18 protein-coding genes and 1 pseudogene are annotated in these 18,954 nt (G+C 71.0%); 15 read left to right on the plus strand and 4 right to left on the minus strand.

All coding sequences use genetic code 11. The annotated features are described in order from the left end of the window. The first annotated feature begins 83 nt into the window (after window positions 1-83). The 12 genes and pseudogenes from F0344_RS18855 (at window position 84) to F0344_RS18910 (ending at window position 11,097) form a co-directional block, all read left to right on the plus strand. Entirely contained in the window at window positions 84-1,016 is a 933-nt protein-coding gene (locus F0344_RS18855; RefSeq protein WP_185299897.1) for an SRPBCC domain-containing protein, read from the plus strand. Window positions 1,017-1,037: 21 nt separating this feature from the next. Further along, entirely contained in the window at window positions 1,038-1,832 is a 795-nt protein-coding gene (locus F0344_RS18860; protein ID WP_185299898.1) for an aldose epimerase family protein, read from the plus strand. A 30-nt stretch (window positions 1,833-1,862) separates the two neighbouring features. Beyond that, on the plus strand, window positions 1,863-2,402 hold the full coding sequence (pyrE, locus tag F0344_RS18865) for an orotate phosphoribosyltransferase (protein ID WP_185299899.1): 540 nt from the start codon (window positions 1,863-1,865) through the stop codon (window positions 2,400-2,402). A 212-nt stretch (window positions 2,403-2,614) separates the two neighbouring features. Next, a complete protein-coding gene (gene fbaA, locus F0344_RS18870) occupies window positions 2,615-3,637 on the plus strand; it encodes a class II fructose-bisphosphate aldolase (protein WP_185299900.1) in 1,023 nt (340 codons plus the stop codon). 151 nt (window positions 3,638-3,788) lie between these two features. After that, window positions 3,789-3,947 (plus strand): annotated as a pseudogene (locus F0344_RS18875) (MFS transporter); the annotation flags it as partial. A 38-nt stretch (window positions 3,948-3,985) separates the two neighbouring features. Next, window positions 3,986-4,399 carry a DUF3151 domain-containing protein gene (locus F0344_RS18880; protein ID WP_185299902.1) on the plus strand — a complete coding sequence of 138 codons (414 nt, stop codon included), beginning with the start codon at window positions 3,986-3,988 and terminating at the stop codon, window positions 4,397-4,399. Between the two features lie 185 nt (window positions 4,400-4,584). Then, the gene (locus tag F0344_RS18885; RefSeq protein ID WP_185299903.1) at window positions 4,585-5,433 is read left to right on the plus strand and encodes a tryptophan 2,3-dioxygenase family protein; all 849 of its coding nucleotides are present in this window, start codon (window positions 4,585-4,587) and stop codon (window positions 5,431-5,433) included. Continuing rightward, window positions 5,426-6,658 carry a kynureninase gene (kynU, locus tag F0344_RS18890; RefSeq protein ID WP_185299904.1) on the plus strand — a complete coding sequence of 411 codons (1,233 nt, stop codon included), beginning with the start codon at window positions 5,426-5,428 and terminating at the stop codon, window positions 6,656-6,658. The genes F0344_RS18885 and kynU overlap by 8 nt, the downstream gene beginning before the upstream one ends. Before the next feature lie 170 nt (window positions 6,659-6,828). After that, the gene (locus tag F0344_RS18895; RefSeq protein ID WP_185299905.1) at window positions 6,829-7,704 is read left to right on the plus strand and encodes an alpha/beta hydrolase family protein; all 876 of its coding nucleotides are present in this window, start codon (window positions 6,829-6,831) and stop codon (window positions 7,702-7,704) included. Between the two features lie 105 nt (window positions 7,705-7,809). After that, entirely contained in the window at window positions 7,810-9,147 is a 1,338-nt protein-coding gene (locus F0344_RS18900; RefSeq protein WP_185299906.1) for a sensor histidine kinase, read from the plus strand. Then, window positions 9,144-9,806 (plus strand): response regulator, encoded by a 663-nt coding sequence (locus F0344_RS18905; protein WP_185299907.1) that lies wholly within the window; start codon window positions 9,144-9,146, stop codon window positions 9,804-9,806. The genes F0344_RS18900 and F0344_RS18905 overlap by 4 nt, the downstream gene beginning before the upstream one ends. An 85-nt stretch (window positions 9,807-9,891) precedes the next feature. Beyond that, a complete protein-coding gene (locus tag F0344_RS18910; protein WP_185299908.1) occupies window positions 9,892-11,097 on the plus strand; it encodes a cytochrome P450 in 1,206 nt (401 codons plus the stop codon). 78 nt (window positions 11,098-11,175) lie between these two features. Here F0344_RS18910 and F0344_RS18915 read toward each other — a convergent pair whose 3' ends face one another. From F0344_RS18915 to F0344_RS18925, 3 genes are all read right to left on the minus strand, one after another. Then, window positions 11,176-11,505 carry a hypothetical protein gene (locus F0344_RS18915; RefSeq protein WP_185299909.1) on the minus strand — a complete coding sequence of 110 codons (330 nt, stop codon included), beginning with the start codon at window positions 11,503-11,505 and terminating at the stop codon, window positions 11,176-11,178. Between the two features lie 167 nt (window positions 11,506-11,672). Beyond that, window positions 11,673-13,277, minus strand: a complete 1,605-nt coding sequence (locus F0344_RS18920) for an ABC transporter permease (protein WP_185299910.1) — start codon at window positions 13,275-13,277, stop codon at window positions 11,673-11,675. After that, window positions 13,274-14,200 (minus strand): ABC transporter ATP-binding protein, encoded by a 927-nt coding sequence (locus F0344_RS18925; RefSeq protein ID WP_185299911.1) that lies wholly within the window; start codon window positions 14,198-14,200, stop codon window positions 13,274-13,276. The genes F0344_RS18920 and F0344_RS18925 overlap by 4 nt, the downstream gene beginning before the upstream one ends. Window positions 14,201-14,313: 113 nt before the next feature. Here F0344_RS18925 and F0344_RS18930 point away from each other — a divergent pair, with 113 nt between their 5' ends. Then, window positions 14,314-14,829 (plus strand): GbsR/MarR family transcriptional regulator, encoded by a 516-nt coding sequence (locus F0344_RS18930; RefSeq protein ID WP_185299912.1) that lies wholly within the window; start codon window positions 14,314-14,316, stop codon window positions 14,827-14,829. A 58-nt stretch (window positions 14,830-14,887) separates the two neighbouring features. On the opposite strand, the gene F0344_RS18935 is transcribed toward F0344_RS18930, so the two are convergent. Further along, a complete protein-coding gene (locus tag F0344_RS18935; RefSeq protein WP_185299913.1) occupies window positions 14,888-15,736 on the minus strand; it encodes a diacylglycerol kinase in 849 nt (282 codons plus the stop codon). A gap of 185 nt (window positions 15,737-15,921) precedes the next feature. Between F0344_RS18935 and F0344_RS18940 the strand changes: the two genes are divergently transcribed. Together F0344_RS18940 and F0344_RS18945 are read left to right on the plus strand one after the other, a co-directional pair. Next, entirely contained in the window at window positions 15,922-17,205 is a 1,284-nt protein-coding gene (locus F0344_RS18940; protein ID WP_185299914.1) for an adenylosuccinate synthase, read from the plus strand. Between the two features lie 63 nt (window positions 17,206-17,268). Continuing rightward, window positions 17,269-18,849 (plus strand): IS1182 family transposase, encoded by a 1,581-nt coding sequence (locus tag F0344_RS18945; RefSeq protein WP_185298508.1) that lies wholly within the window; start codon window positions 17,269-17,271, stop codon window positions 18,847-18,849. The last annotated feature ends 105 nt before the right edge of the window (window positions 18,850-18,954 follow it).

The raw sequence follows: 18,954 nt of genomic DNA on the forward strand, positions 1-18,954 counted from the left end.
GGCCGTGCGGGACGCGGAAGCGCGGGCATGCGGAAGGCGGGAAGCGCTGACGTGGTGGCCGGGGCTGAGTAGGCTCGGCTTCCATGGAGCATGAGGTGTTCGTTCCGGTTCCGGTCCTGTCCCTGCGGCGGACGCTGGGCGATGCTGCCCGGGTCGCGCGGTGTGTGCCGGGACTCCAACAGGATGCCGAGGCGTCTGCGGGCCCGCTGGCCGGGCGCCTGAAGGTCAGGGTGGGCGGTCACACGATCACGTACCGGGGTGCGCTGCAGCTCGCCGGCCGGGACGGTGACACCTTCTCCGTGGCGGGGGAGGGCGTGGAGGCCCGGGGCACGGGCTCGGCGAAGCTGGCTCTGACGCTCACGCTCACGGAGACCGACGGCGGTACGACGATCGGGTTCGCCGGCACGGCGGGCGGTGACGGCCGCATCGCGGACCTGGAGGACGCGGCGGCCCTGGCGGCGGCCCACCGCCTGCTGGACCGCTTCACGCAGCAGTTGGTGACGGAGTCGCTGGCGGCGGCGCCGGGGGAGAGGGACGCGGAGGCTGAGGCGGCGGAGGCGGCAGCGGGGGTGGCGGCGAAGGCGGCTGGTGAGGCCGCTGCCGACGAGTTGGGCGCTGCGGACGAGCGGGGCGCTGCAGACGAGTTGGGTGCCGCGGACGAGCAGGCCGCTCCGGATGAACAGGACGTTTCCGACGAGGCTTCGTGCGACGAGCCGGAGCCCGGGAAGGGGTCCGTTTACGACGCACCCGTGCCGCCGCCCTCGCTCGACCCGCGCGCCGAGGTCGAGTTCACCGTGCCGGACGAGCCTCCGGCCGAGGCCGCACACGCCAGGCGCACCATGATCGGGCGCAGCACCGAGGAGGTCGACCACGCACCCCCGCGCGGCCGGTACGCGCCCGTGCCCTCGCCCGATGCGGGCGGGGCGGCGGCGGCCCTGCGATGGATCGCCCCGGCGGCCGCCCTCGCGCTCGCCTCGGCGGTGGTTGTGAGCCGTGCGCTGCGGCGCCGTAGGTAGCGGCACACGTAGTGTCGTGGGGTGAGCAGAGTCGCGAAGAACGTCCGGCTGACCGTCGGCGACGCCGAGTTGACCATTGACCCCACCCATGGCTGCCGGATCGGCAGCTTGCGGATCGGTGGCACCGAACTGCTGCGCCAGGGGGAGAAGTACGGCTGCTTCCCGATGGTGCCGTGGTGCGGGCGTACCGAGAACGGGGAGTTCCGCAGTGGCGGTGTACTGCACAGCCTGCCGCCGAACTCCCCACCGCACGCCATCCACGGCACCGGGCGCGACACCGCCTGGGAGACCGCCAGGGAGGCCGAGAACGAGTCGGCCTTCTACTACGACCTGGCCGATCCGTGGCCGTACCCGGGCCGGGTCACACAGACCTTCGAGCTCGCCGAGGAATCGTTGACGCTCCGGATGGGCGTCGAGGCGCACGTGGACTCCTTTCCGGCGCAGGCGGGCTGGCACCCGTGGTTCCTGCGCAACCTCGGGGGTCAGGATGTTCGGATCGGCTTCGACGCCGCCTGGCAGGAGGAGCGCGGCGAGAGCCACCTGCCGACCGGCCGCCGGATCGACCCGCTGCCCGGGCCGTGGGACGACTGCTTCGGGATGCCCGACGGCGTCGACGTGAAGCTCACCTGGCCTGAGCAGCTGGAGCTGACGGTGAGGAGCCGCGACGAGTGGGTCGTCGTCTACGACGAGCAGGACGAGGCGGTGTGCGTCGAACCGCAGTCCGGGCCGCCGAACGGGCTGAACACCACACCACGGCTGGTCACCCCGATCGAGCCGCTGGAGATCGCGACGACCTGGAGCTGGGTGCGGCTCTGACCGGCGACGGCAGCGCTTACCCTCGTTGACATGACTGACGTACGCGCTGAGCTGCTCCAGCAGATCAAGGACAAGGCCGTGGTGCACGGCAAGGTGACCCTCTCCTCGGGTCTGGAAGCCGACTGGTACATCGACCTGCGCCGGATCACGCTGGACGGCAAGGCCGCACCGATGGTCGGCCAGGTGATGCTGGATGCCACCGCCGGTCTGGACTACGACTGCGTCGGCGGGTTGACGCTGGGCGCCGACCCGGTGGCCACGTCGATGCTGCACGCCTCCGCGGCGCGCGGGAAGAGTCTGGACGCCTTCGTCGTCCGCAAGGCGCAGAAGGCGCACGGTATGCAGCGCCGGATCGAGGGCACGGACGTGAAGGGACGTCGCTGCCTGGTCGTCGAGGACACCTCGACGACGGGTGGTTCGCCACTGACCGCCGTGGAGGCGGTGCGCGAGGCCGGGGGCGAGGTCGTCGCCGTCGCCGTGATCGTGGAGCGGGGAGCCGCTCCCGCTGTCGCGGAGGCCGGGCTGCCGTACGTCCACGTCTACTCCGTGGCGGACCTCGACCTGGCCTGAACGGGGTCCGAGTGGAGGCCTGGACCGGGTCTGACCTGCGGATTCGAACAAGGGCGGGCTGTTTCACGTGAAACAGCCCGCCCTTGCGCATGTCCGAGGGGAGGAGGCCGGGTGGAGCCGCGGCGAGAGTCTGGGAAGATGGGGGCGACGATGACGTCGCCCCCAGGTCAGGGACCAGCACTGCACACCCGCACATCCCAAGGAGCGGACAGATGCCCATCGCAACCCCCGAGGTCTACGCCGAGATGCTCGACCGGGCGAAGGCAGGCAAGTTCGCCTACCCGGCGATCAATGTGACGTCTACCCAGACCCTGCACGCTGCACTGCGCGGTTTCGCGGAGGCCGAGAGCGACGGCATCATCCAGATCTCCACCGGCGGGGCGGAGTTCCTGGGCGGCCAGTACAGCAAGGACATGGTCACGGGCGCTGTCGCGCTGGCCGAGTTCGCGCACATCGTCGCCGCCAAGTACGACGTCACCGTCGCGCTGCACACCGACCACTGCCCCAAGGACAAGCTGGACACCTATGTGCGTCCGCTGATCGAGGTCTCCGCGGAGCGCGTCGCCCAGGGTCGGAACCCGCTCTTCCAGTCGCACATGTGGGACGGCTCGGCCGAGACACTCGCCGACAACCTGTCCATCGCGCAGGAGCTGCTCGCCAAGGCCGCAGCCGCCAAGATCATCCTTGAGGTCGAGATCACCCCGACCGGTGGCGAGGAGGACGGCGTCACGCACGAGATCAACGACGAGCTGTACACGACCGTCGACGACGCACTGCGTACGGCCGAGGCGCTCGGTCTGGGCGAGAAGGGCCGCTACCTGCTGGCCGCTTCCTTCGGCAACGTCCACGGTGTCTACAAGCCGGGCAACGTCGTGCTCCGTCCCGAGCTGCTGAAGGACCTCCAGGCGGGTGTCGGCGCCAAGTACGGCCAGACGTCTCCGTTCGACTTCGTTTTCCACGGTGGCTCCGGTTCCACCGCGGAGGAGATCGCCACCGCGCTGGAGAACGGCGTCGTGAAGATGAACCTCGACACCGACACGCAGTACGCGTTCACCCGCCCGGTCGTGGACCACATGTTCCGCAACTACGACGGTGTGCTGAAGGTCGACGGCGAGGTCGGCAACAAGAAGGCGTACGACCCGCGCAGCTGGGGCAAGCTGGCCGAGGCCGGCATGGCCGCGCGTGTCACCGAGGCGTGCGCGAACCTGCGCTCCACGGGCACGAAGCTGAAGTAGTCGGCACCAACGTGTTGTGTGGGCCCGGTACCCCTTGGGGGCGCTGTCGGTGAATTCGGGCCTGGTTGCTTCGCCCCGTCGTTATGCGGCGGGGCGGAGTGCTGCCAGGGGGCTGGTTCGTGTGCGTGCGTGGGGTTTGTCGGTGAGCCAGGCGGGGCTGCTGGTGCTGGGCGCGGCGATCGCCTGGGCGACGGTGCGGACCCCGGCGCAGGCGGCCCCGCCGGCGTGCACCGTGCACTGCGGGGTCGGGGCCCCGCCCCTTGAGCCCGTACGCCGGACGCGAGACGTGCCGGAGCGAGAAGCGGGCTGATGCCCCACGGGCCGGTCCCACCAGGCACACTTGAACCCATGTCCATCCACGAGAACCTGCTCGGGGGCCCTTCCCCGACCCATCTGCCCGACGACCCGGAGCCGCGCGAGCTGCTCGCCAACGGCACGGCGCCCGCCGATGTCGCAGCGAAGTACCCCACCTCCTCGCTGGCCTGGGCGCAGCTCGCCGACGAGGCGTACGAGGGCGGCCGGGTCATCGAGTCGTACGCGTACGCACGCACCGGCTACCACCGCGGCCTCGACGCCCTGCGCCGCGCCGGCTGGAAGGGCCACGGACCCGTCCCGTTCGAGCACGAGCCGAACCGCGGCTTCCTGCGGGCGCTCCACGCCCTGGCCCGCGCCGCCGGGGACATCGGCGAGAAGGACGAGTACGAGCGCTGCTCGACGTTCCTGCGTGACTCCTCGCAGACCGCCGCCGACACCCTGGGCTGAGCCGCCCCGCGCCGCACCGGGCCCCGTGGACGACGAGGACGTCCACGGGGCCCGGTCGCGTGAGCCGCCTCCCGGGCGACGGCACCCCCGGTCGCGGCTTAGGATGTGCGGGCAGGGGACCGGAGCTCCACTTCCTCACGGAAGGGGCGGACCGCTACCCGGAAGCTCGTGTCGAGGAGACAGAAATGTCGACGAATCACCCCGACCCCGAAGCCACCGGTGCGGCCACCCCGCACCTCGACTTCGCGGGAACGACTCCGTACGAGGACTATGTCCAGGCGGATGTCCTGACCCACCTCCAGCACCTTCGCTCGGACGACCCCGGCGAGATGGTCTTCCTGGTCACGACCCAGGTCATGGAGCTGTGGTTCACGGTCATCGTCCATGAGTGGGAGACCGCGGCGCACGCGCTGCGCGAGGACCGCATACCTGTGGCGCGTGACGCGCTCAAGCGGTCCGTGCGGGAGCTGGAGGCGCTGAACGCCTCCTGGACCCCGCTGGCCGGACTCACCCCCGCCCAGTTCAACTCCTACCGCGGGGCGCTCGGCGAAGGCTCCGGATTCCAGTCGGCGATGTACCGGCGGATGGAGTTCCTGCTCGGGGACAAGTCCGCCTCCATGCTCGTCCCGCACCGGGGCGCGCCCCGTGTGTACGCCGAGCTGGAGAAGGCACTCCAGGAGCCAGGCCTGTACGACGAGGCGCTGGCCCTGCTCGCCAGGCGCGGGCACGCGGTGCCGCAGTCGGTGCTCGGCCGGGACCTGTCCAAGAAGTACGAGCCCTCGCCCGAGGTCGAGGCGGTCTGGGCGGAGATCTACGCCAACCCCGACCAGCACGACGAGCTGGTCCGCCTCGGTGAGGTGCTCACCGACGTCGGTGAACTGGTCTGGCGCTGGCGCAACGACCACCTGGTCGCCACCCGCCGTGCGATGGGTTCGAAGACCGGAACCGGCGGTTCGGCCGGTGTCGCCTGGCTGGAGAAGCGGGCCACGAAGAACGTCTTCCCCGAGCTCTGGACGGCCCGCAGCCATGTCTGAGACCTTCGCCGACCCGCCCTTCGCCGGCACGTCCTTCGCCGAGAAGGCAGCGGCGCTCGACACCGCCGATGAACTGGGCAAGCTCCGCGAGCTGTTCACCCTCGACGACACCGTCTACCTCGACGGCAACTCGCTGGGCGCACTGCCCCGCCATGTGCCCGCGCGGCTCCAGGAGGTCGTCACCCGCGAGTGGGGCGAGCTGCGCATCCGGTCCTGGGACGAGAGTGGCTGGTGGACCGCGCCCGAGCGGATCGGCGACCGCATCGCCCCGCTCGTGGGGGCAGCCGCCGGCCAGATCGTGGTGGGCGACTCGACGAGCGTGAACGTCTTCAAGGCCGTCGTCGCCGCGAGCCGCCTCGCGGCGGACGGACGCGACGAGATCCTGGTCGACGCGACGACGTTTCCCACCGACGGGTACATCGCCGAGTCCGCCGCCCGGATGACCGGTCACCGGATCGTCCCGGTCGCGCCCGCCGACGTACCGGCCGCGCTCGGCCCGCGTACGGCGGTCGTCCTGCTCAACCACGTCGACTTCCGCACGGGCAGGCTCCATGACCTGCCCGGGCTCACCGCCGCCGTGCACGCGGCGGGCGGCCTCGCCGTCTGGGACCTGTGCCACAGCGCCGGCGCGCTGCCCGTCGGTCTGGACGAACACGGGGTCGACCTGGCCATCGGCTGCACGTACAAGTACCTGAACGGCGGGCCCGGTTCGCCCGCCTATCTGTACGTCGCCGAGCGCCACCAGGCGGCCTTCGACTCCCCGCTGCCCGGCTGGACGTCACATGCGGACCCGTTCGCGATGACGTTGGGATACGCCCCCGCCGAGGGTTCGGTCCGGGGCCGGGTCGGCACCCCCGACATCCTGTCCATGCTGGCGCTCGAGGCGTCGCTGGACGTGTGGGACGGGGTGGACGTGTCCGCCGTACGGGCGAAGTCTCTCGCGCTGACGGACTTCTTCCTGGAGTGCGTCGCCGCGTACGTGCCGGAGGGCCGGCTCACCTCGGTCACCCCGGCCGCGCACGCGGAACGCGGCAGCCAGGTCGCCCTGCGGTGCGAGGACGCCGAGCCGGTGATGCGCGCGCTCATCGAGCGGGGCGTCGTCGGGGATCTGCGGCGGCCGGACGTGCTGCGGTTCGGATTCACACCGTTGTACGTCGGGTTCGCCGACGCGGAGCGTGCGGCGCGGATTCTCGCGGACGTGCTGGCGGAGCGGGTACAGGCGTAACCGCCGGGTCGTCCGGCTGCCGCTTTGTCCACAAACGCCGTACGGGCCCGAGCGGGCCCGTGCGGCGGTCGTGGACGACCTGACCGGTGGTCATGAACGACCCGCCCGGTGCTGATAACGTCCCCGCAGGTCAGGACAGTTGGGCACAGGTGTAGGACGGTTGGAGCAGCATGTCGGATTCTGCCGCGCGTGATCGTGATGCCGCCGAGGAGGAATCGGCGCTGGCCCACCCGGTGATCGCCCCCGACCGGTCGGCGGCCTACGGCAGCCATCCCGATCAGGTGATCGACTTCTACGCTCCGCGTGACGGCAGAACCGGGGCGCCGCTCGTGGTACTGCTGCACGGCGGGGCGTGGCGTGCCCCGTACGACCGGCACCATGTGTCGCCGCTCGCGGACTTCCTGGCCCGGCGTGGGTTCGCCGTCGCCAGTGTGGAGTACCGGCGGGGCGGTGGGATCCCGCATCAGCACGACGGGGGACCGGCCGCGGGCCGCTGGCCCGAGACCTTCGACGACGTGGCCGCCGCGATGGACGCGATGCCGGTGCTGGCCGGGCGGGAGCTGCCGCAGGCCGATGTGCGGCGGATCGTGGTCACCGGACACTCCGCGGGTGGTCAGCTGGCGCTGTGGGCCGCCGCCCGGCACGTACTCCCCGAGGGGTCGCCGTGGCGGCTGCCCGCGCCGCCCCCGCTGCGCGGCGTCGTGGCACTGGCCCCGATCGCCGACTTCGCGACGGCCGCCGAGCTGGACGTGTGCTCGGGCGCCGTGCATCAACTCCTGGGCGGTGAAGGCGAGTTCGCGGAACGCAGTGGCTTTGCCGACCCGGCGGCCCTGCTGCCCACCGGTATCGCGACGGCCGTGGTGCAGGGCCTCTGCGATCTGACCGTGCCCCCGGCGGTGGCGGAGGCGTTCGTCGACGCGGCGGCGAAGGGGGGCGAGATGGTGGGACTGACGCTCCTGGAAGAGGTCGGGCACTTCCCGCTCATCGACCCGTCGGCCGACGCCTGTGCGGTGGTCGCCGAGGAGCTGGCCCAGCTCGCCTGGTGAGCCCGGACCGGCCTTCCGGGTGGCCGTGTAGTCCTTGCGACGGACGCCCGGGAATCCGTATCACTGCTGACGACCCCGCTCGCCGTGCCGCCTACCGTGAGAGGCGTGACCGAGACCAAGACCAGAAGCCCTGAGTTCCGGGTGGCCGCAGAGGCGATAGGCGGCCTGCGCCGGGATCTGCTGCGTGACGTGTTCGCCTACCGCCCGCTGGACCCTCTGCCGGCCGGCGGGCGGCTGATCCGCCTGCTGCCGCGGCGGATCGGCGAGGTGGCCGTCTGGATCAGGCACGGTCTGGTGCTGTTCGCCGCGCTGATCACGGTGCTCACCGGCATCGGGATCGGGCACGGCCAGCTCCTCCTGGGCCTGCTGCCGGCCATTCCGGTCGCGATGACCCTGGTCAGGCCCGTCGCCGCGTTCTGGGGCTCGATGGCGGCGACCCTCTTCGTCGGTGTCCTGGGGAACGACTGGCCGTGGGGCCCCAGCAGCTTCCTGGCCCACCTGGTGGTCCTGGTGGTCGTCGCGGCCAGGACCCGGCCGCGTACGGCCGCCTGGATGTGGGTGCTCTCCGCGCTGCTGGGCATGCTGATGGAGAAGGCCGGGCCCTGGAAGTACTCCTCCTCCACGGCTCCCTTCCTCGTCATCTCCGCGTTCGCCCTGCTCGTCGTGACCGTGGTGCAGGTGCGGCGCGACGCCCAGCGCGAGGTGACCGTGCAGCGCACCGTGACCGCCGTCGAGCGTGACCGGCGCACGCTCCTGGAGGAGCGCACGACCATCGCCCGCGAACTCCACGACGTCGTCGCCCACCACATGTCGGTCGTCGCGATCCAGGCCGAGGCGGCTCCGTACCGGGTGGAGAACCCGCCGCCCGAGCTGGAGCAGGCGTTCCTCACCATCCGGGAGAACGCCGTCGCCGCCCTCACCGAGCTGCGCCGCGTCCTGGGAGTCGTGCGGGCCGAGGACTACGAGGCCCCCGGTGCCCCCCAGCCCACGCTCGCCGAGCTGGACCGCCTCCTGGCCAACGTGGGAGACGCGGGTCTGCAGACGGAGAAGACGGTCACCGGGGCCGTACGCGAGCTGCCGCAGGGCGTCGAGCTGTCGGCGTACCGGATCATCCAGGAGGCGCTGAGCAACACGCTGCGGCACGCTCCGGGCGCCACCGCGAAGGTGGAGATCGGTTACGTACTCGCAGGACTCGGGCTGCGCGTCGTGAACGGGCCGCCGACCGGTCTCGTCAAGCCGTCGCCGGGGGCCGGGCACGGCATCACGGGGATGCGCGAGCGGGTGGCCATGCTCGACGGTGAGATGACGGCCGGGACGACGGCGGACGGCGGGTACGAGATCGCCGCCTTCATCCCCGTACAGGCCGTACGCGAGCCGGCCGCGGATGACGTGCCGGCGGATGACGTGCCGGCGGGCGACACGGTGGCGGGCGGCGCCGTATGAACCCCGTCAGGGTGCTGATCGTCGACGACCAGATGATGGTCCGTGAAGGCTTCTCCGTCCTCCTCAACGCGATGCCGGGCATCGAGGTCGTGGGCGAGGCCGTCGACGGCCGCCAGGCCATCGCCCAGGTCGCCGCCCTTTGCCCCGACGTCGTACTGATGGACATCCGGATGCCGGAACTCAACGGCATCGAGGCGACCCGCGAGATCGTCGCCGCCGACGCGGACGCCAAGGTCCTCGTCCTCACCACCTTCGACCTCGACGAGTACGTGTACCAGGCGCTGCGTGCGGGGGCCTCCGGCTTCCTGCTGAAGGACGCCTCGGCTCGCCAGCTGGCGGAAGGCGTACGCGTGGTGGCGTCCGGGGATGCGCTGCTCGCCCCGGCCGTGACACGGCGCCTGATCACGGAGTTCTCGAAACTCTCCGAGGCGCCGCGGGCGCCCGCGCTCGCCCGGATCGGGGACCTCACGGAGCGGGAGACGGAGGTGCTCGTCCTCATCGCGCAGGGGCTGTCGAACGCGGAGATCGCCTCGCGTCTGGTGGTGGCCGAGTCCACCATCAAGACCCATGTGAGCCGCATCCTGGTGAAGCTGGGGCTGCGCGACCGGACGCAGGCGGCGGTGTTCGCGTACGAGGCGCGGCTGGTCACACCCGGGTAGGGCTTCGTCCCGGCGCGTACCAGGCCGCCGGTGCGCAGGGCACTCACCTCTCGAACCGGGCCCCGGCCCCGGGTAGCGTCGGGGCATGTATGTGTCCTTCGACCCCTGGTCGCCCGCGTTCGTCGCCGATCCGTACCCCGCCTACACCGCGCTGCGCGCCGCCGGCCGGGCGCACTTCTTCGAGCCGACCCGGCAGTGGCTCGTCCCGCACTACTCCGACGTGTCCGGGCTGCTGCGCGACCGGCGCCTCGGGCGGACGTATCTGCACCGCTTCACCCACGAGGAGTTCGGGCTCACGCCGCCACCGGACGCGCACGAGCCCTTCCACACGCTGAACGGGCAGGGGCTCCTCGATCTGGAGGCCCCCGACCACACCCGTATCCGGCGACTGGTCTCCAAGGCGTTCACCCCGCGTACGGTCGAGCGGCTGGTGCCGACCGTGGAGCGGCTGGCGGCGGAACTGGTCGACGCGTTCGTCGCCTCGGGCGGCGGCGATCTGCTGGCGGCGGTCGCCGAGCCGCTGCCGGTCGCCGTGATCGCCGAGATGCTGGGGGTGCCGGAGGCAGACCGGGCGCTGCTGCGGCCGTGGTCCTCGGCGATCTGCGGGATGTTCGAGCTGAACCCGTCGCAGGAGACGGCCCGGGAGGCCGTCCGGGCGTCGGTCGACTTCTCGGCGTATCTGCGGGGGCTGATCGCGGAGCGCCGGACGAACCCCGGTACCGACCTGATCTCCGCACTCATCGCCGCGCACGACGAGGGGGAGCGGCTCAGCGAGCAGGAGATGATCTCCACGTGCGTGCTGCTGCTGAACGCGGGGCACGAGGCGACGGTCAACACCACCGTGAACGGCTGGTGGACGCTGTTCCGGCACCCGGACCAGCTGGCGGCCCTGCGCAAGGATCACGGGCTGCTGCCGACGGCCGTCGAGGAGCTGCTGCGGTACGACACCCCGTTGCAGATGTTCGAGCGCTGGGTGCTCGACGACATCGAGATCGGCGGGACGGTCATTCCTCGGGGCTCGGAGGTCGCGCTGCTCTTCGGTTCGGCCAACCGGGACCCGGAGCGGTTCGCGGAGCCGGACACGCTGGATCTGTCCCGGTCGGACAACCCGCACATCACGTTCGGGGCGGGTATGCACTACTGCCTGGGTGCGCCGCTGGCGCGCGTCGAACTGGCCGCCTCGTTCGGGGAGTTGCTGCGCAAGGCGCCGGGTGTGCGGCTGGTCTCCGAGCCGCAGTGGCACCCGGGTTACGTGATCCGGGGACTGAAGGAGTTGAACGTGGAGCTCTGAGGGGGTACCTGGTACGGAGGGAACGGGGAACAGGGAACGGGGTACGGAGGGTACGGCGGCAGGGGGTGGCGGTCCGGTTCAGCAGCCCGGCCCGCAGGCGAGGGGCGGGCCCGCGAGGACGTCGAATCCGCAACCGACCGCGGTCAGCGCGGTGAGCGCCAGTGCCGGGACGACGGCCTGGCGCCACTTTCCCCGTACGAGGGCGAAGAGGACGAGGCCCGCCGCCGTCCCGCCGAAGAGCATGACGGGGAGGCCGAGCCAGAGGACGTTCAGCTCCGACGCGCCCTCGAAGCCGCCGAAGATGCCATGCCTGCCGTACGGAACCCAGGCGGTCAGGCCCACGAGGGCGCCGAGGGCTGCGGCGAGGCAGCCGGCGGTGCCGGTGACGGCCTCTCGTCGTGTGTCCATGTGGGGGTGGACGCGGGCGGTGGGGCCAGGGGTTCCCGAGCGGTCCGGGGGCCCGGCCCTTCGCGAGACGCGTCTGCGCGAGGGCGGGGCCCCCGGTGGCCCCGCCGCCGGCCCCCGCTCGTCAAGCGCCCGTCGTTGCCCGGCCGGGAGTCGTTGCCCGGCAGGACCTAGGTCAGCATGTCCCGGCGGCGTAGGGCCGTCAGGCCCGCGGCCACCAGGACTGCCGCTCCCGCTGCCATCAGCAGGACCGGGGACCATGCCATCTCCGTGCCCGGGAGTTTCGGCAGGTGGCCGAAGGGGGTCAGGTTCATCACCGACTGCGGCAGGTCGAGGGCCGGGCCGATCCAGCCGATGAGCAGGCTCGCTCCGACCACGCCCCAGGCCACGGGGGCCGCCTTGGGAAGGGCCCCGTACAGCAGGACCGCCAGGCCGCCCAGGAGCCAGACCGCGGGCAGCTGGACCAGGGCCGCGCCCAGCACCGGGCCGAAGTCGTCGCCGTAGCCGATGGCCAGACCCAGGCCGCCCGCCAGCATGACGGCCACCGCCCCGCCGAACGCGATCACCAGGTGACCGGCTGCCCAGCGCAGCCGGCCCAGGCGGTTCGCGACGAGGGGTTCGGCACGTTGTGAGGTCTCCTCGCCGTGGAGGCGCAGGACCGATGCCACCGTGTACAGCGCGGCCATCATTCCCAGCATCCCGGCCATCGCGGCCAGGAACGCCTGGGTCATGGCCTCCTGGCCGCCCATCCGGGCGAAGATCTCCCTGGCCTGCTCGTTGTCGCCGACCAGATCGGCCGCGGACCCGGCCATGCCGCCGAAGACGACGCCCGCGACGGCGAAGGCCACGGTCCAGCCGAGCAGGGTGCCGCGCTGCAGCCGCCAGGCGAGGCCACCGGCCGTGCCGAGCCGGCCCTCGGCCGGTCCCGGCCGGGCCGGGAAGAAGCCCATGCCGATGTCACGCCGGCCCGCCAGGGTGTACGCCGCCGCGCCCGTGGCCGCGATCGCGGCCACGGGGAGCAGCAGCACCCACCAGCGGTCGCCCGCGTACGGCCGGACGTTCTCCGCCCAGCCGATCGGCGAGAGCCACGTCAGGACGGAGGAACCGTCGCCTCTACCCGAGTCGCCTGCCGCGCGCAGCAGGAACGCCATGCCCAGCAAGCCGCCCGTCATTCCCTTGGCGAGCCGCGCGCTCTCGGTGAGCTGCGCGACTATTGCCGCCATGGTGGCGAAGACCATGCCGGTGGCGCCGATCGCGAGTCCCAGGGACAGCGCTCCGGTGCTGCCCCGGCTCGCGAGGCCGGCCGTGATCAACAGGGCGACCAGCCCGTTGGCGACGAGTGCTGCGAGCAGCGCCGAGGTCAGCGGGGCGCGCCGTCCCACCATCGCCGAGGAGAGCAGCTCCTGACGGCCCGACTCCTCTTCCTCCCGGGTGTGCCGGATGACGATGATCAGGCTCATCACGGCGGCCAGCGTGGCGGCGAAGACGCCGAACCGCCAGGCCACCAGTGCCCCGAGGGAGTCACCGAAGACCGGTCCGTACATGGCGCGCAGCGAACTGTTGGCCGTCATCGACCGGGCGACCTCGGCACGGGCGTCCGGGGTGTCGTACAGCGCCTCGATGGACGAGCCGCCGCTGACGACCATCAGGGTCAGCACCAGCACCCAGACCGGGAGCATGATGCGGTCCCGGCGCAGGGCGAGCCTGAACAGGGGCTTGGTGCCGGTGAGCCGGCTGGAGCGGCCGGGGCTCCGTACCGCGAGGTCCGCACTCATCGCGTCATCGCCTCTGTGGCCTTGGCCGGGGCCGCGGTGTCCTGGTAGTGGCGCAGGAACAGCTCCTCCAGGGTGGGCGGCGAGCTGGTGAGCGAACGGACACCGGAGGTGGTGAGCGCGCGCAGCACGGCATCGAGCTTGTCGGTGTCGACCTGGAGCCGTACGCGCCTGCCCTGGACGTCGAGGTCGTGGACGCCGGGCAGGTCGGTGATCCCGTTGGGCGCGGCGGCCAGTTCGGCGGTGATGCTGGTACGCGTCAGGTGGCGCAGGTCCGCGAGGGACCCCGTCTCGACGGTGACGCCCTTGCGGATGATGCTGACCCGGTCGCAGAGCGTCTCGATCTCGCTCAGGATGTGCGAGGAGAGCAGCACCGTCTGTCCGCGCTCACGGGCGGCTTCCCGCACGCAGTCCGTGAAGACCTCTTCCATGAGCGGGTCGAGCCCGGAGGTCGGCTCGTCGAGGATCAGCAGGTCGACGTCGACGGCGAGTGCGGCGACGAGGGCGACCTTCTGACGGTTGCCCTTGGAGTAGGTTCGGCCCTTCTTCGTGGGGTCCAGCTCGAACCGCTCGATGAGACCGGCGCGCCGCTGCTTGTCGAGGCCGCCGCCGCGCAGCCGCCCGTAGAGGTCGATGACCTCGCCACCCGAGAGGTTGCGCCACAGCGTGACGTCGCCGGGGACGTAGGCGATGCGCCGGTGCACCTCCACCGCGTCGTCCCAGGGGTCCCGGCCGAGGATCTGGGCGGCACCGGAGTCGGCCCGCAGCAGTCCCAGCAGGACCCGGATGGCGGTGGACTTCCCGGAGCCGTTGGGCCCGAGGAAGCCGTGGACCTCACCCGTCTCGACGCTCAGGTCGAGGCCGTCCAGCGCATGTGTCCGCCCGAACGACTTGTGCAGTCCGGCCACGGTGATCGCCTTCGTCATGATTCACAACTTACGCTAGTTTCACAAAGTTGTGAAGTTAAGGAAGTGTATAAAATCCTGTACGAGAACGGGAACGAAAACGAGTCCGGGGGCGATGGGGAGACGGTGGAACGATGACCAGCGAAACCGATGAAGCCGGCACGGACGAGCGTCGTGGCGACGAGGCCGTGTCGCGGTTCGTGGAGCGGTTCGCCGCCGATATGACCGAGGCGGGCATGCAGCGCATGGCGTCCCGTGTTTTCGCGGCGCTCCTCGCGGACGACGACGCCTCGATGACCTCGGCCGAGCTGGCCCTCGCCCTCCGGATCAGTCCGGCCGCCGTCTCCGGCGCGGTCAGCTATCTGACCCAGGTCAACATGGTCAGCAGAGAGCGCGAGCCGGGCTCCCGCCGCGACCGCTACCGCCTGCACAACGAGATCTGGTACACCGCCTTCGCCAGCCGGGACCGCGTGCTCACCCGCTGGGAGGACACCCTCAAGGAGGGCGCCCGCACCCTGGGCGTGGAGACCCCGGCGGGCGAGCGGCTCGCGGAGACGGCGGAGTTCTTCGAGTTCATGCAGGCGGAGCTCGCGGGCATGATGGCCCGCTGGCGCGCGCGCCACGCGGCCCCGGGCGGTGAGGCGGACTGACGGGCTGACCGGCGTGCCGGGCATGTGCTGCTCCCGCCCGCGCCCGGCCCGCCGGTCGCTATCCCGCCACCGGCGGAAGTATCAACGACCACGCTCCCGCCCGCACCGTCCACGTCCGCGTCCGCACCGGCCCCGTGACATGTATGTCGGCCCGGTAGCGGAAGTCCGCGCCGGAGACCGTCACGGCCTTGGCCTCCCGGGATTCCGTCATGCCCTGTCCGGTGTGTATCACCACGTCGACCAGGCCGCCGGCGCCCTGCGTGGTCACCGACACACCCTCGACCGGGCGGTCCAGGTCGTTCAGCAGGACGCCGTCCGCCTCCACCCGCAGCCGGTACGTGCGCGGCGGCGCGTGGGCGGTGGCGGGAGCCGGGCGGACCAGGGACGCCACCAGCGAGCGGCAGGTGTCCCAGGCCGCGGTGACGCCCGTGTGCGCGCCCTCGCGCGACGGCGGCAGCGCCGGAATGCTCAGCCTGCCGAGGACCACGCCGTCGCTGTCGTCGACCAGCAGGTCCAGCCGGCGGACCGTGCCGTCGAGCGCCGAACGGGCCGCGGCCACCGCGCCCCGGGGCACGCCGAGCGCGTGGGCCAGTTCCAGCGTGGGCGCCGCGCCGACCGGGATCAGGGACAGGGCGCCGCCGGACAGCTCGCGCTCCCGGTGGAGGTGGGCGACGGCGCGCAGCAGCGCCCGGTCGTCGCCGACGACCACCGGCCGTCGGCTGCCCCGGCGCGACAGGGCTCTGATGAACTCCTCGGGGGTGTCCGGAAGGCAGATCTTGGCGTGCGAGCCGGCGCTCAGCACATCCTTTGCGATACGGACGGACTCACCGTCGGTCCGGCGGGCAACCGGGTCGATGAGCACCAGAAACTGGTGGTCGCCGTCGCCGGGGGGCTCTGCAGCCGACACCTCGGTCCTTCCTCGGGTAGCATCTTGGTGCAAGAGCCCCTTGCGCTATTGCGCCAGGGGCTTCGTCTATTCCGGGGCACCCGGTTCGACGGCTCAGGCTTTGCCGCACATCGTCGTGCGGCAGGTACACCTTTACGTACGCCCCCTGACCTTGGACATGCCCCGCCCGGAAGGGGTGTACGCCTGTGCCCGCACTTGTGCTGCTCGGTGCTCAGTGGGGTGACGAGGGCAAGGGGAAGGCCACCGACCTCCTCGGTGGATCCGTGGACTATGTCGTGCGCTATCAGGGCGGCAACAATGCCGGCCACACGGTCGTCGTGGGCGACCAGAAGTACGCACTGCATCTCCTCCCGTCCGGAATCCTGTCACCGGGGTGTACCCCGGTCATCGGTAACGGAGTCGTGGTCGACCCGGCGGTGCTGTTCTCCGAGCTGAACGGGCTGAACGAGCGAGGCGTCAACACGTCCAAGCTTCTGATCAGCGGTAACGCTCATTTGATCACTCCGTACAACGTCACGGTCGACAAGGTGACGGAACGCTTCCTCGGATCCCGCAAGATCGGCACCACCGGTCGCGGTATCGGACCGACGTACGCGGACAAGATCAACCGCGTCGGCATCCGGGTCCAGGACCTCTACGACGAGTCGATCCTCGTCCAGAAGGTCGAAGCGGCCCTCGACTTCAAGAACCAGATCCTCGCCAAGCTCTACAACCGGCGCGCGATCGAGTCCGGCAAGATCGTCGAAGAGCTGCTCACGTACGCGGACCGGCTGAAGCCGTACGTCTCCGACACGACGCTGGTCCTGAACAACGCCATCGACGAGGGCAAGGTCGTCCTCTTCGAGGGCGGTCAGGGCACGCTGCTCGACGTCGACCACGGCACCTACCCCTTCGTCACCTCGTCGAACCCGACCGCGGGCGGCGCCTGCACCGGTTCCGGCGTGGGCCCGACGAAGATCAGCCGGGTCATCGGCATCCTCAAGGCGTACACCACGCGCGTCGGCGCCGGTCCGTTCCCGACGGAGCTGCTCGACGAGGACGGCGAGGCGCTGCGCCGCATCGGTGGCGAGCGCGGTGTCACCACCGGCCGTGACCGTCGCTGCGGCTGGTTCGACGCCCCGATCGCGCGGTACGCGACCCGGGTCAACGGTCTCACCGACTTCTTCCTCACGAAGCTGGACGTGCTGACCGGCTGGGAGCAGATCCCGGTGTGCGTGGCGTACGAGATCGACGGCAAGCGCGTCGAGGAGCTCCCGTACAGCCAGACCGACTTCCACCACGCGAAGCCGATCTACGAGATGCTCCCGGGCTGGTCCGAGGACATCACGAAGGCGAAGACCTTCGACGACCTGCCGAAGAACGCGCAGGACTACGTGAAGGCGCTCGAAGAGATGTCGGGCGCCCCGATCTCGGCGATCGGTGTCGGCCCCGGCCGCACCGAGACGATCCAGATCAACTCGTTCCTCTAGAAGATTGCTGAAAATATTGGGTTCTGGCCCCGCTCCGGGTGGAGTGGGGCCAGTCTTGTGTTCATGCAGGGGGAATGGGCTGGGGAGAGCGTCGGCGAGGACGTGTGGGAGACGTGCCGGGAGTTGATCCCGGCCGGGAGTGTGTTCGCGTTTCTGGCTGAGCATCGCGAGGTCATCTTCCCCGGTGCCATGTTCACGGACATGTATCCCTCGACGAACGGGCGTCCCTCGTTGCCGCCGCAGGTGCTGGCCGCCACGGTGGTGCTCCAGAGCCTGCACGGGCTCTCGGATTTCGAGACGGTGCAGGAGTTGCGCTGCGATCTGCGCTGGAAGGCCGCGTGCGGACTCGGGCTGCATGACACTGCGTTTGATCCGTCATTGTTGACGTATTTCCGTCGTCGACTGCAGCGCTCCGGTGACCCGAACCGGCTGTTCGCGAAGGTCAGGGAGGTCGTCGCGGCCACCGGTGTGCTCAAGGGGAAGCAGCGCCGGGCGCTGGACTCGACGGTGTTGGACGACGCGGTCGCCACCCAGGACACGGTCACTCAGCTGGTCGCCGCGGTCCGCCGGGTGGTCCGCGAGGTCCCGGGCGCCCAGCAGGTCGCCGACCGGTGGTGCACCGCCCACGACTACACCGATCCGGGCAAACCGAAGATCGTCTGGAACGACGAGCAGGCCCGCGCCGATCTGGTCGATGCCCTGGTCACCGACGCACTGAACCTGCTGGGCCGGCTGCCCGAGCAGGAGCTGGGAGAGGCTGCGGCGCACGCGGTCGGCCTTCTCGCGCTGGTCGCCGGGCAGGACGTGGAACCCGTCGACGGCTCCGACGGGCGGGACGGGCGGTGGCGCATCGCCCGTCGCACGGTCTACGACCGCACCGTTTCCACGGTCGATTCCGAGGCCCGGCACATCCACAAGAACCGCTCCCGCCACCAGGAGGGTTTCCGTGCCCATGTGGCGTTCGAGCCCGAGGAAGGGCTGTTCACCGAGGTCGCGCTGACCGCCGGCAGCGGAGCCCACAACCACGAGGCAGCCGTCGCCCGGGATCTCCTCGCCGACGAGGAATCCCCGGTCACAGTCCTGGGCGATGCCGCTTACGGCACCGGCGAGTTACGCGAGCACCTGCAAGAGCAGGGACACCACCTGGTCCTCAAGCCACCACCGCTGCGGCCGGCCGTCCCCGGCGGTTTCACCGCCGACGACTTCGACGTCGACACCACGAACGGGCAGGTCACCTGCCCGGCCGGACACACCGTTCCCCTTGGCCAGGTCCGCCGGGGCGGCGAACGCCAGGCCCAGTTCAAGAAACTGTGCACCGGCTGTCCGCTGCGGGAACACTGCACGAAGTCCAAGACCGGCCGGGTCTTCACCGTCCACGCCAAGTACGACCTGCTCAAGGCCGCCCGTGACGAGGCTGCCACCAGCCCCGGCTGGCAAGCCGAGTACCGGCGTTGGCGGCCACCGGTCGAACGGGCCATCGCCTGGCTCGTCGCACGGGGCAACCGCAGAGTGCCCTACCGCGGCGTCCTGAAGAACGACACCTGGCTCCACCACCGCGCAGCAGCCCTCAACCTCCGCCGACTGATCCACCTCGGACTCACCCGAACCGGCGACACCTGGGCCCTCACCCCGCCCACCGCATAGCGAAAGGGCCGCCCGGCCCACGGCCGGACAGCCCCCACACAAGATCTTCAGCAGCTTTCTAGACCGGGAAGCCGAAGAGCGGGAGGGCCGGAGCGCACACAGCGT

It is taken from the genome of Streptomyces finlayi (assembly GCF_014216315.1).
Lineage (GTDB): Bacteria > Actinomycetota > Actinomycetes > Streptomycetales > Streptomycetaceae > Streptomyces > Streptomyces finlayi_A.